The organism is Pseudomonas sp. H3_E04, assembly GCF_054668915.1.
The window spans coordinates 841,804-854,237 of record NZ_CP162797.1 but is presented as its reverse complement, the minus strand read 5'-3'; the positions used below and the strand labels follow the sequence as shown (position 1 = coordinate 854,237).

Sequence of the window (12,434 nt, the reverse complement as noted above, 5' to 3'; positions counted from 1 at the left end):
ACATGGCGCCTAGCGACCAGCGACATGAACAGGCTCTGAAACTGTTTCTCGATGCGCGACCCGAACTGCGTGAAACCCTCGATCATCTCAACCCGCTGCTGGCTCAGGCCAAGGGCGAAACCCAGGCGCAGTATCGCGAAGAACGCCTGCATGAAGCGTTCGAGGCCGAGGCGGAAAGCCAGGGATTATTTGCCTGGGAACTGACGCTGCAATTGACCGCTGACTCGCCCGAGGACTACCAGGCGCAACGACTGGAGGTGCATCGGGAGGTGGCGGAGATGGCCGGGATGGACTGGGTCGAGTATTGCGATCTTTACGGCATTACCCCGTAATCGATGGAGCTGCCGAAGGCTGCGATCTTTTGATTTTGCTCTTCAAGATCAAAAGATCGCAGCCTTCGGCAGCTCCTACAAAGGAATCTGCGTAAAACTGGGGTTTCGCGGCTGCCGCAATAAAGCTTTATCATGGCCGCAGTTTCGCTGATCGAGTCCATCATGAAGTTCGCCATTGCGCTGTTTTCCGCCGCCCATGCGCCCTCCTCGCGTCGTGCCCTGCTGTTTGCCCAGGCCGCGCTGGCCGGCGGACATGAGATCGTCCGGCTGTTCTTCTATCAGGACGGCGTGTTCAACGCTTCCGATGCGCTGGTGACGCCGCAGGATGAACTGGACTTGCCCAGGCTATGGCGCGCCTTTATCAATGAAGAGCAACTCGACGGCGTGGTCTGCATCGCCGCCGCGTTGCGCCGTGGTGTATTGAACGACGAAGAAGCCAAACGTTACCAGCGTGAAGCGACTTCGCTGAGCGCGCCGTGGGAGTTGTCCGGTCTGGGTCAATTGCACGACGCCGTGCAGGACGCTGACCGCCTGATCTGTTTCGGAGGCGCGTGAACATGGCCAAATCGCTATTGATCATCAGCCGCCAATCGCCTTGGTCCGGCCCCGGCGCGCGGGAAGCGCTGGATATCGTGCTCGCCGGTGGCGCCTTTGATCTGCCGATCGGTTTGCTGTTTCTCGATGACGGCGTGCTGCAACTGGCCGCCGGCCAGAACGCCAAGGCCGTGCAGCAGAAAGACCTCAGCGCCAATCTGCAGGCGCTGCCGATGTTTGGTGTCGAAGAGCTGTTCTATTGCGCCGAAAGCGCCAGCAATCGCGGTCTTGGCAAACTGTCGCTGGAAGAAGCGCAGCCGCTTGCCGCTGAACACATCACCGCCCTTATTGACCGTTACGATCAGGTGATCACCCTCTGATGTCGACTTTGCATGTGTTGTCTCACTCCCCGTTCGGCGACGTTCGCCTGAGCAGTTGCCTGCGCCTGCTCGGCAGCGCCGATGCCGTGTTGTTATCCGGCGATGCGGTGTATGCGCTGCAACCGGGCACTGTGGCGTTTTCTGCTCTGCAAGAGCGAACCATCAAGCTGTTTGTATTGATTGAAGACGCACAAGCGCGAGCGATCGAAATTCCGGACTGGGCCGAAGCCATCGATTACCCGGGCTTCGTCGAGCTGTCGATCCGTCACGCCAAGGTCAACAGCTGGCTATGAATTCCCTGACCGTCGGCGCCCGCGCCATCGAACTGGACAAGGACGGCTTCCTCGTTGACCTCAGCGACTGGTCAGCCGACGTCGCCAGCGCCCTCGCCGCCGCCGAGGACATCGAGTTGACCCCCGAACACTGGGAGGTTCTCGAGCTGCTGCGCAGTTTCTATGCCGAGTTCCAGCTATCGCCGGCCACGCGGCCGCTGATCAAGTACACCGCGCTGAAACTCGGCGCCGACAAAGGCAATAGTCTGCACCTGAACCGACTGTTCAAAGGCACCCCTGCCAAACTCGCCGCAAAACTGGCGGGCCTGCCCAAACCGACGAATTGCCTATGAACGACTTTCCAGCATTGACCCTCGAAACGCCTGCCGAACATCCGTTCGCACAATTCGTGCGCATTCTCGGCAAAGGCAAGCGCGGCGCCCGCGACCTGACGCGCGAGGAAGCCCGCGAGGCCATGGGCATGGTGCTCGACGACAAGGTCGAAGATACGCAACTCGGTGCCTTCCTGATGTTGCTGCGGCACAAGGAAGAAAGCGCCGAGGAAATGGCCGGGTTCACCGAAGCCCTGCGCGAGCGCTTGCAGGCGCCGGCATTGAATGTCGACCTGGACTGGCCGACCTACGCTGGCAAAAAACGCCATCTGCCGTGGTACCTGCTGGCAGCCAAGTGCCTGGCGCAGAACGGCGTGCGCATCTTCATGCACGGCGGCGGCGCGCACACGGCCGGGCGCCTGTACAGCGAACAATTGCTGGGCGAATTGAACATTCCCCTGTGCCGCACCTGGCAGCAAGTGGGCACGGCGCTGGACAACGGCGGCCTGGCCTTTATGCCATTGGTGGACTGGGCGCCGCAGTTGCAGAAGATGATCGACCTGCGCAACACCCTGGGCCTGCGTTCGCCGATCCACTCGCTGGCGCGGATTCTCAATCCGCTCGGGGCACGTTGTGGCCTGCAGAGCATTTTCCATCCGGGCTATCAGGCGGTACATCGCGATGCCAGCGGCTTGCTCGGCGATACGGCGATTGTGGTCAAGGGTGATGGCGGTGAAATCGAGATCAACCCGGACGCCACCAGTCATCTCTATGGCACCAGCGGCGGTCAGAGCTGGGATGAAGAATGGCCACAGCTGTCAGCGCAGCGCCACGTCAAACCCGCCGCGCTGGACATCGAACACTTGAAAGCGGTATGGCGTGGCGACGTGGTCGACAGTTACCCGCAAATGGCCTTGATTGCGACCATGGCCCTTGCCCTGCGTGGCCTTGGTCAAGATCGCGAGCAAGCCTTCGCCACGGCCGAGCAGTATTGGGCAGCACGAAACACATCGATCTAACCGATCATTAGCGCCCGATCTTTGCGCTTTTTGTTCGAACTCATCGGAATAGACTCGACTCCAACGAATATTGGTTTTCAGGAGTCTTGATCATGGGTTTACTCGTCGATGGCCACTGGCAGGACAAGTGGTACGAAAGCAGCAAGGACGGCGCGTTCCAGCGCGAACAAGCGCAACGCCGCAACTGGGTGACCGCCGATGGTCAGCCAGGCCCTAGCGGCGAAGGCGGTTTCGCCGCCGAAGCCGGGCGCTATCACCTTTATGTTTCCCTTGCCTGCCCTTGGGCGCATCGCACGCTGATCCTGCGCAAACTCAAAGGGCTGGAAGGTCTGATCGACGTTTCGGTCGTCAGTTGGCTGATGCTGGAAAACGGCTGGACCTTCGACAAAGCGCTAGGGTCGACGGGCGACAAGCTCGACGGCTTCGATTTCATGCACCAGCGCTACACCGCCGACACCCCTGATTACACCGGTCGCGTGACAGTGCCAGTGCTGTGGGACAAGAAACTCAAACGCATCGTCAGCAATGAATCGGCGGAAATCATCCGCATGTTCAACAGCGCCTTCGACGGCATCACTGGTAACGATCTGGACTTTTACCCGGCGCCGCTACGCAACGAAATCGATGCGCTGAACGAGCGTATCTACCCGGCGGTGAACAACGGTGTCTATCGTGCCGGGTTCGCCACGTCGCAGCAGGCCTACGAACAGGCATTCGATGAAGTATTCGCCGAACTGGATCATCTGGAGCAACTGCTGGGCGCCAATCGCTACCTGAGCGGACAATACCTGACCGAGGCCGATGTGCGCCTGTTCACCACGATGATTCGCTTTGACGCCGTGTACCACGGGCACTTCAAGTGCAACCTGCGGCGGATTGCCGACTACCCGAACCTGTCGAACTGGCTGCGCGAGATGTATCAATGGCCGGGGATCGCCGAGACCGTGGATTTCCAGCACATCAAGCATCACTACTATGGCAGCCACAAGACCATCAACCCGACCGGTGTGGTGCCGAAAGGTCCGAAGCAGGACTTCACCGGGCCGCATGATCGGTCGCGCTTGAGCGGCAAAGGCGTCTGGCGTCGAGGTTGATCGTCGACGAGCTTCTGTGGCGCGTGCTGCACTTGCACGCGGCCACAGGCGTTCGTCCCGCCATCAGGTTTCAGAGAGCGTCTTGAAACCACCAAAAATCATCCGTTGGCCATCAAAGCCCATCGGATTGACGTCGGGCTGCATGCGCGGGTCTTCCATCATTTTCGCCATACCCGCGTCGCGGGTGGCCTTGTCTGGCCAGATCAGCCAGCCGGACGAGACGGTTTCACCCTCCTTGAGTTTGACCGCTAGCGGGAACGACGTGAGCTTGCCCTCCGGTACATCGTCACCCCAGCACTGGACGACATCCGCGGCGCCATATTCCTTGAACAGCCTGGCGGCGATCTCACAGTGTTTTTTGTATTGCTCATGATTGGCATCAGGCACCGGCGCCACGAAGATATCGATGTAAGCCATGTTCATTCTCCTTGCAGGTTGGGTTCGATCTGCTGACTGGTCGATTGCGGCGGGCGCCATTCGACGCGATTGTCATCCAGCCCGACGGACGGCTCTGCGCTAACGCTCAAATTGCCCTGGACCTGTCCGGCGATGTGCAACGTGCCCGCCATCACTCCTGTGGTCGGGTTCTGCAGCAACTTCTGCCAGGCTTTGTCAAAGGTATTGCCGAGGCTGCTGCGGATCAGTGCTTCGCTGTCCGGACGGTCGTTGGCCTGGATGATCGCGCGGATGCCGGCCACACCGACGGAAATCATCGCCCCGGCCAGTTTCCCGGCGGCCGCCGCCACCGCACTGGCGGCGCCGCGTGGGGCCATTTCCGCTTCGATACGCTGGCTGGCGCGCTTTGCCACCGGCGCCATCGCTGCGTCGGTGGAGGAAATGCCCTTGGCGCCGCCGTCGGTGTGGATCTTGTCGATCAGCGCGGCGTACGCCGGCAGAGTGTTCAGCGGCTCGGTGCTGATGACTTTGAACAATGAAGCATCCCGTGCCGGCGGTGGGCCGAGGGCAATGGCCGGGACCTTTTGCAAGCGTCCGTTGAACTGTGCGATCGGCACGCCATGACGCTGGGCGATGAGTGGCATCTGCTGCGCCATCAACTGCGCGTAGAACGCCGTGGCCTGCGCCAGGATCGCATCCGGATCAATCTCCACTGCCACCGGCGCAAGGACTTTTTCCTGATATTGCTCAAGTAGATACGCCGCCAGGCGTTTTGCCGAAGCGTCCTGCTCGCCGCCAGCACTGAGCGTGTACCAGCTGACCTTCATCGACAGCCATTCCTGAGTCCAATAGCTGCTGAACCAAGGAATGAAATTTTCTTCAGTTTGCTGATAGATCCGCGTGCGCCAATGTTCCATCGAGCCACGGGCGAACAGCTTGACCTGCTCGGTGGCCTGCTGCGAGGCGCTGATGATTTCGCGGTCGATCTGCTGCCAGGTCTGCGCCGACACCACCACGGCTCGCGGCGCACTTACCGGTGCCCGGGCCGAGGTGGCGCAGCCGGCCAGCAGAAGCAGTGCGACGACAACCAGCGCGCGCGGGTTCACGGTGGTGGTGTCCTTTGGCTTGGAGAGGTGCTGGTTTGAGTATAGGCATGTGACTGCTTGGCTGATAACCAATGTGGGAGCGGGCTTGCTCGCGAAAGCGGTGCACCAGTCACCAGATGTATCGACTGACACACCGCTTTCGCGGGCAAGCCCGCTCCCACAGGGGATCCTGTTCATCATCACTGCCGTCGATATCCACCATCGCCACGATTGCCTTCCGCCCCTCCCTCACGAAAGGCACGATTGGCACATCCGACACACAACGAGGCGTTCACATCATGACCCACACTCAAGTCACCCTCTCCGTGAGTTTCCCGGTGTTCGGCAGCAACTATTACCAACAGCACGTCGTGCCGCGCAAGGCGCAGACGCTGGTGTTCAACGAAGATTTCGACGATCTGCTGATGCCCGCCGCCAGCAACCATTTCAGCAATGAAGTGGTCGGCCTCAACGATCAGTTCCGTTTTCTGAGCGACATACTCGCCACCCATTTGCTCGATCACGAGGCCTCGGTGCCTGCGCGATCCCGCGTCCAGGCGAACGCTCGTTTTTTCAACTGAAGGCTGATGCACAGAGGGCGTTCCTGTTAAGGGGAACGCCCTCTTCTCATTCAATCAGTCATCATCGCGATCACGGTAATAACGACGGCCATCGCGGCGGTCGTCATCGCGGTCATCCCAGCGTCGGTCGTGATCGTAATTGCGGCCATGGTCGCGGTCGTAATGCCGGCCATGGCGGTGGTCATCATCAAAATCCGCAATACAGCCGCTGAGCAATACGGCGGCAGTCACAGTGAGCAGCATGGTTGTCGCTTGCTTCATTCAACACTTCCCTAAACCCAAGGTCTTGACGACGGAAATCGCCACGCTGCCCGCGTCTGCGGGACGCAGTGCGCAGCCGCAGATACGACCGGGCAAAAGCACGTTGATTCAGTGGCCACTATCGACCGTTGGTCGGCCCGTTGCTCACGCCCGAACAGCGGCGTAATGCCACCTATACTGCTTGCAACCAACCCCCATGCAATGGATCTGCACCCTCAATAACAACAAGCAGAGGTGGACCATGGTCTGGCAGCAAATCTATGACCCGTTCGGCAATCCGGTGCTTTCCACGCTGATGGCTGCGGTGCCGGTGGTGGTGATGCTCGCGGCGCTGGCGTTCTTTCACGTCAAGGCGCATCTGGCGGCGTTGCTGGCGCTGGCGTCCGCCCTGCTGATCTCGATTTTTGCCTTTGACATGCCGGCGGGCATGGCCGGTTCGGCGGCGCTGTTCGGTGCGGCGAATGGCTTGCTGCCGATCGGCTGGATCGTGCTCAACATCATCTTTCTGCATCGCCTGACCACCGAGAACGGATCGTTCAAAGTGCTGCAGGATTCCCTCGCGCGGATCACCGATGACCGGCGTTTGCAGCTGCTGCTGATCGCCTTCTGCTTTGGCGCGTTCTTCGAAGGCGCGGCGGGGTTTGGCACGCCAGTAGCGGTTACCGGCGCGATCCTGATTGGCCTGGGCTTTTCACCATTGGCCGCCTCCGGTCTGGCGCTGATTGCCAATACCGCACCCGTGGCTTTCGGCGCCCTGGGCACGCCGATCATCACCTTGGCCAAAGTCACCGGGCTGGACGAGATGGAGCTGTCGATGATGGTCGGTCGGCAGTTGCCGTTCTTCTCGGTGCTGGTGCCGTTCTGGCTGATCTGGGCGTTTGCCGGGTGGCGCAAGATGCTCGAGGTGTGGCCGGCGATTCTGGTGGCTGGAGTGAGTTTCGCCATCCCGCAATTTCTCGTGTCCAACTACCACGGGCCGATGCTGGTGGACGTGATCGCCGCGCTGATTTCCATGGCCTGTCTGACGCTGTTCCTCAAGGTGTGGAAACCGGCAACCATCCACACTTCGGCGGCGCTGTCCGGTCGCGTCGACAACTCCAAGGTCGAGGAAGAAAAAGTCACCGCCAGCGCCGCCTTCAGCGATCAGGCGCGCCCGGCAGTGATGCGTGCGTGGATGCCGTGGATCATTCTCACGGTGTTCGTGTTTGCCTGGGGCACGCAGGGCTTCAAGAACATGTTCGATACGCGCCCGGTGATCGACCCGGTCACGCAATCGGCCAAGCTCGACCCGCAAGGCAAACCGGTACGCGAGGCCAATCCGATCTTCGCCCCGGCCGTGACCTTTACCAGCCTGCATCTGCAAATCGAGAAAGTGCCGCCAGTGGTCGCGGCGCCGAAAGCCGAGGAAGCGATTTACAAGTTCACCTGGTTGACCGCCACCGGCAGTGGCATCTTGCTGGCGGCAATCGTCGGCGGTTTGCTGATGGGTTATTCGATCCCGCAGCTGATCAAGCAATACCTGCGCACGTTATGGGTGGTGCGGTTTTCGCTGATCACCATTGCGGCGATGCTGGCGCTGGGTTTTCTCACCCGCTATTCGGGGCTCGATGCGACCATGGGCCTGGCGTTCGCGGCGACGGGGATTTTCTACCCGATGTTCGGCACGCTGCTCGGCTGGCTCGGGGTGGCGCTGACCGGCTCGGACACGGCGTCGAACGTCCTGTTTGGCGGCTTGCAGCGGGTGACCTCGGAACAGCTGGGTATCAGCCCGGTGCTGATGGCGGCAGCGAACAGTTCCGGTGGGGTGATGGGCAAAATGGTCGATGCGCAGTCGATCGTCGTCGCCTCCACCGCGACCCGTTGGTACGGGCATGAGGGCGAGATCCTGCGTTACGTGTTCTTCCACTCGATCGTGCTGGCGATCCTAGTCGGCGGGCTGGTGACGTTGCAGGCGTATGTCGCACCGTTTACCTCGATGGTGGTGGGTGGGCCATAACTGAAAAACACATCTCCACTGTGGGAGCGAGCCTGCTCGCGAAGAGGTCGGCACATCCAGCAGCGGCTGGTTCTGACCCGACGCTTTCGCGAGCAGGCTCGCTCCCACAGGTCAATTGATGAGCTGCGCACATAACTCTTTAGCGCAAATCCGACAAAACCTTTTCCCCTCTTCGGCGGTCACTCCTTTTACGAGACTGGCATGCATGCCGGCGCGCCCTTTTGGGCCTTTTGCAATCCTGCCGCCCGATGAGAGACAAGGAATCGAACCATGCCGATTTCCCGACGCAACTTCATGATCCTCGGCGCCGTAACCGCGACGGCGTTCGCCATGCCCCCCTTTATCAGCCTCAAGGCCTACGCGGCCAGTCTGGAGCAACCGGCCATGAGTAAAGTAACCCTGCAAGTCAACGGTAAACCGCAAACGCTGGAAGTCGACACCCGCACCACCCTGCTCGACGCCCTGCGCGAGCACCTGCACCTGACCGGCACCAAAAAAGGCTGCGACCACGGCCAGTGCGGCGCCTGCACGGTGATCGCCGACGGTCGGCGGATCAATTCCTGCCTGACCCTGGCGGTGATGCACGACGGCAGTGAGGTGACCACCATCGAGGGCCTCGGCATGCCGGACAAGCTGCACCCGATGCAGGCCGCGTTCATCAAGCACGACGGCTATCAGTGCGGCTATTGCACGCCGGGGCAGATCTGCTCGGCGGTCGCCGTGCTCAAGGAAATCCGCGACGGCATTCCCAGCCACGTCAGCCCAAGCCTGACCGAGCCGCCGAAGCTGATCGCCGCCGAACTGCAGGAGCGCATGAGCGGCAACATCTGCCGCTGCGGCGCTTACTCGAACATCATCGAAGCCATCACTGAAGTCGCGGAGGTGCCGGCATGAGAGCCTTCAATTACAGCCGCGCCGACTCGCCAGCGGCAGCCGCTTCCCAGGCTGCGCAAGTCGAGGGCGCCAAATTCATCGCCGGCGGCACCAACCTGCTCGACCTGATGAAACTCGACATCGAAACCCCGGTGCACCTGATCGACATTAACCACCTCGGCCTGGACCAGATCGAAGCTACCCCCGAAGGCGGACTGCGCATCGGCGCGCTGGTACGCAACACCGATCTCGCCGCCGACGCGCGCGTGCGCAAGGACTACGCCCTGCTCTCCCGCGCCCTGCTCGCCGGGGCTTCCGGGCAGTTGCGCAACATGGCGACCACCGCCGGCAACCTGCTGCAACGCACCCGCTGCCCGTATTTCTACGACACCCACCAGGCCTGCAACAAGCGCAACCCCGGCAGTGGCTGCGCGGCGATCGGCGGTGTCACCCGGCAGTTGGGCATCATTGGCGTCAGCGACGCTTGCATCGCCACTCACCCGAGCGACATGGCCATCGCCATGCGCGCCCTCGATGCGCAGATCGAAACGGTCAAGCCTGACGGCAGCACGCGCAGCATTCCCATGGCCGATTTCCATCAATTGCCGGGCAACACGCCGAACATCGAAACCAGCCTCACGCCCGGCGAGTTCATCACCGCCGTGACCTTGCCGACACCGGTCGGCGGCACGCACATTTATCACAAGGTCCGCGATCGCTCGTCTTACGCGTTTGCGCTGGTTTCGGTGGGTTTGATCCTGCAAAAGGACGGCACCGGCCGCGTCGCCGTTGGCGGCATTGCGCCGAAACCGTGGCGGGTCGAAGCCGCTGAAGCGCTGTTGCCCAAGGGCGCCAAAGCAGTCAGCGAACGCCTGCTGGAAGGCGCGACGCCCACCGATGACAACCAATTCAAACTGACACTGGTCGAGCGCACGCTGGCTTCGGTGTTGGCGCAAGCGAGGGAAACCGCATGAAATTCGACACGCCCGCCACCACCAATCCCATCGACCGCCTGAAGGTCGTCGGCCAACCCACCGAGCGCATCGAAGGCCCGTTGAAAACCAGCGGCCAGGCGACTTACGCCTATGAACAGCATGAAGCGGCGGCCAATCAGGCCTATGGTTTCATGGTCGACTCGGCAATTGCCAAAGGGCGGATCAAAGCCATTCATCTCGATGAGGCCAAAGCCGCGCCCGGCGTGTTGGCGATTGTCACTGCGCAGAACGCTGGCAAACTCGACAAGGGTGATTACAACGCCGCACACCTGCTCGCCGGCCCCGAGGTGCAGCATTACCAGCAGGCCGTTGCATTGGTGGTTGCCGAGACCTTCGAACAGGCCCGCGCCGCTGCGCAATTGGTCAGGGTCGATTACGAAACCAGCGAAGGCAAGTTCGATCTGGCCAGCGTCAAAGACCTCGGCGTCGAGCCGAAAGACGAGCTGCCCGACGTCAATCACGGCGACTTCGACAAAGCCTTCACCGCCGCACCGGTGCAGTTCGATCAGACCTACACCACGCCGGACCAGTCCCACGCGATGATGGAACCGCACGCCACATTGGCCGCGTGGAAAGGCGATCAGCTGACCGTGTGGACGTCGAACCAGATGGTCGCCTGGAGTGTCGGTGACATCGCGAAAACCCTCGGTTTGCCGAAGGAGAAAGTCCGTTTGGTCTCGCCGTACATCGGCGGTGGTTTCGGCGGCAAACTGTTCATCCGCGCCGACGTGATCCTTGCCGCTCTCGGCGCGCGCATGGCTGGACGCCCGGTGAAAGTGGCCCTCGCCCGCCCGCAAATGGCCAACAACACCACCCATCGCCCGGCAACGATTCAGCGCATCCGCATGGGCGCCACTGCGGACGGCAAGCTGACCGCCATCGCCCATGAAGGCTGGTCAGGCAACCTCGCTGACGGCAAGGTCGAACTGGCCGCGCAACCGAGCCAGTTGCTCTATGCCGCAGAAAACCGTCGCGTCAGCATGCGCCTCGCTCCGCTCGACCTGCCCGAAGGCAATGCCATGCGTGCGCCGGGTGAAGCGCCGGGGCTGATGGTGCTGGAAATCGCCATGGACGAAATGGCTGAACAGCTGAAGATGGACCCGGTGTTGTTCCGCATCGTCAACGATACTCAAGTCGACCCGGTGAAAACCGAGCGGCCGTTTTCTCAGCGGCAACTGGTCAAATGTCTGCAGATCGGCGCCGAGAAATTCGGCTGGGATCAGCGCAAGGCGCAACCAGGCACACGTCGTGAAGGCCGCTGGCTGATCGGCATGGGCGTGGCGGCGGCGTTTCGCAACAACCTGCTGGTCAAGTCCGGCGCCCGCGTGCGCCTGGAGCGTGACGGCAAGGTCGTTGTTGAAACGGACATGACCGATATCGGCACCGGCAGCTACACGATCATCGCGCAGACCGCTGCCGAGATGATGGGCGTTGGTCTCAATGATGTGGTGGTGCGTCTGGGCGATTCGGACTTCCCGGTGTCGGCCGGTTCCGGCGGCCAGTTCGGTGGCAACTGTTCGACCGCCGGGGTCTACGCCGCCTGCATGAAACTGCGCGAAGCAGTGGCGGCCAAGCTCGGACTGGCGGCGGATCAGGCCGAGTTTGCCGATGGTCAGGTGCGCGTCGGCAGCAAGAGCCTGCCGCTGCGCAATGCGGCCGAAGGCGGCGCATTGGTCGGCGAGGACAGCATCGAGTTCGGTGATCTGGCCGAGAAATATCAGCAATCGACCTTCGGCGCGCATTTCGTCGAAGTCGCGGTCGATGCTGCCACTGGCGAAGTCCGCGTGCGGCGCATGCTCGCGGTGTGCGCGGCGGGGCGAATTCTCAACCCGACGTCGGCGCGCAGTCAGGTGATCGGCGCAATGACCATGGGCGTCGGCGCTGCGCTGATGGAAGAGCTGGCGGTGGACAAGCGCCTGGGCTTTTTCGTCAACCATGACCTGGCCGGATACGAGGTGCCGGTGCACGCCGACATTCCGCATCAGGAAGTGATCTTCCTCGAAGAAACCGACCCGATTTCTTCGCCGATGAAGGCCAAGGGCGTGGGTGAATTGGGGATTTGCGGCGTGAGTGCAGCGGTGGCGAACGCGATTTACAACGCCACCGGCGCGAGGGTGCGGGAGTATCCGATTACGCTGGACAAGATTCTTGAGTCGCTGCCGGAGATGATCTGAGAAACGTCGACGTAAAAACACCCCTGTAGGAACTGCCGCAGGCTGCGATCTGTTGATCTCCAAGCAAGATCAAAGATCGCAGCCTCGTTGCATTCGACAGCTCCTACAGG

15 protein-coding genes are annotated in these 12,434 nt (G+C 61.4%); 12 read left to right on the top strand and 3 right to left on the bottom strand.

The features are described from left to right. Window positions 1–2: 2 nt before the first annotated feature. From AB4N53_RS03900 to AB4N53_RS03870, 7 genes are all read left to right on the top strand, one after another. A complete protein-coding gene (locus AB4N53_RS03900; protein ID WP_130000162.1) occupies window positions 3–332 on the top strand; it encodes a DUF6388 family protein in 330 nt (109 codons plus the stop codon). 162 nt (window positions 333–494) lie between these two features. Beyond that, on the top strand, window positions 495–887 hold the full coding sequence (gene tusD, locus AB4N53_RS03895; protein ID WP_460118326.1) for a sulfurtransferase complex subunit TusD: 393 nt from the start codon (window positions 495–497) through the stop codon (window positions 885–887). Window positions 888–889: 2 nt separating this feature from the next. After that, window positions 890–1,246, top strand: a complete 357-nt coding sequence (tusC, locus tag AB4N53_RS03890) for a sulfurtransferase complex subunit TusC (RefSeq protein ID WP_460118324.1) — start codon at window positions 890–892, stop codon at window positions 1,244–1,246. Then, window positions 1,246–1,539, top strand: a complete 294-nt coding sequence (tusB, locus tag AB4N53_RS03885; RefSeq protein WP_460118322.1) for a sulfurtransferase complex subunit TusB — start codon at window positions 1,246–1,248, stop codon at window positions 1,537–1,539. Before tusC ends, tusB begins: the two co-directional genes overlap by 1 nt. Then, window positions 1,536–1,871 (top strand): TusE/DsrC/DsvC family sulfur relay protein, encoded by a 336-nt coding sequence (locus AB4N53_RS03880; RefSeq protein ID WP_460118319.1) that lies wholly within the window; start codon window positions 1,536–1,538, stop codon window positions 1,869–1,871. Before tusB ends, AB4N53_RS03880 begins: the two co-directional genes overlap by 4 nt. Then, window positions 1,868–2,869, top strand: coding sequence for a glycosyl transferase family protein (locus AB4N53_RS03875; RefSeq protein WP_460118316.1), 1,002 nt, complete (start codon window positions 1,868–1,870; stop codon window positions 2,867–2,869). Before AB4N53_RS03880 ends, AB4N53_RS03875 begins: the two co-directional genes overlap by 4 nt. A 92-nt stretch (window positions 2,870–2,961) precedes the next feature. Beyond that, window positions 2,962–3,963, top strand: coding sequence for a glutathione S-transferase family protein (locus AB4N53_RS03870; protein WP_460118314.1), 1,002 nt, complete (start codon window positions 2,962–2,964; stop codon window positions 3,961–3,963). Window positions 3,964–4,026: 63 nt separating this feature from the next. Here AB4N53_RS03870 and AB4N53_RS03865 read toward each other — a convergent pair whose 3' ends face one another. Together AB4N53_RS03865 and AB4N53_RS03860 are read right to left on the bottom strand one after the other, a co-directional pair. After that, on the bottom strand, window positions 4,027–4,380 hold the full coding sequence (locus AB4N53_RS03865; protein WP_460118312.1) for a DUF1428 domain-containing protein: 354 nt from the start codon (window positions 4,378–4,380) through the stop codon (window positions 4,027–4,029). 2 nt (window positions 4,381–4,382) lie between these two features. Further along, window positions 4,383–5,465 (bottom strand): hypothetical protein, encoded by a 1,083-nt coding sequence (locus tag AB4N53_RS03860; protein WP_460118310.1) that lies wholly within the window; start codon window positions 5,463–5,465, stop codon window positions 4,383–4,385. Window positions 5,466–5,743: 278 nt separating this feature from the next. On the opposite strand from AB4N53_RS03860, the gene AB4N53_RS03855 reads away from it, so the two are divergent. Beyond that, a complete protein-coding gene (locus tag AB4N53_RS03855; RefSeq protein ID WP_039762371.1) occupies window positions 5,744–6,025 on the top strand; it encodes a hypothetical protein in 282 nt (93 codons plus the stop codon). 54 nt (window positions 6,026–6,079) lie between these two features. On the opposite strand, the gene AB4N53_RS03850 is transcribed toward AB4N53_RS03855, so the two are convergent. Then, window positions 6,080–6,286: a hypothetical protein gene (locus tag AB4N53_RS03850; RefSeq protein WP_130000157.1), complete on the bottom strand. Its 207-nt coding sequence runs from the start codon at window positions 6,284–6,286 to the stop codon at window positions 6,080–6,082. A gap of 241 nt (window positions 6,287–6,527) precedes the next feature. On the opposite strand from AB4N53_RS03850, the gene AB4N53_RS03845 reads away from it, so the two are divergent. The 4 genes from AB4N53_RS03845 to paoC all read left to right on the top strand — a co-directional run bounded on the left by AB4N53_RS03845 (window position 6,528) and on the right by paoC (window position 12,324). Next, complete coding sequence (locus tag AB4N53_RS03845; protein ID WP_460118307.1) at window positions 6,528–8,282, top strand: L-lactate permease; 1,755 nt, start codon at window positions 6,528–6,530, stop codon at window positions 8,280–8,282. 270 nt (window positions 8,283–8,552) lie between these two features. Continuing rightward, the gene (paoA, locus tag AB4N53_RS03840) at window positions 8,553–9,176 is read left to right on the top strand and encodes an aldehyde dehydrogenase iron-sulfur subunit PaoA (protein ID WP_016775137.1); all 624 of its coding nucleotides are present in this window, start codon (window positions 8,553–8,555) and stop codon (window positions 9,174–9,176) included. Next, window positions 9,173–10,129 (top strand): FAD binding domain-containing protein, encoded by a 957-nt coding sequence (locus AB4N53_RS03835; protein WP_460118305.1) that lies wholly within the window; start codon window positions 9,173–9,175, stop codon window positions 10,127–10,129. Before paoA ends, AB4N53_RS03835 begins: the two co-directional genes overlap by 4 nt. Then, window positions 10,126–12,324, top strand: a complete 2,199-nt coding sequence (gene paoC, locus AB4N53_RS03830) for an aldehyde oxidoreductase molybdenum-binding subunit PaoC (protein WP_460118303.1) — start codon at window positions 10,126–10,128, stop codon at window positions 12,322–12,324. The genes AB4N53_RS03835 and paoC overlap by 4 nt, the downstream gene beginning before the upstream one ends. Window positions 12,325–12,434: the final 110 nt, after the last annotated feature.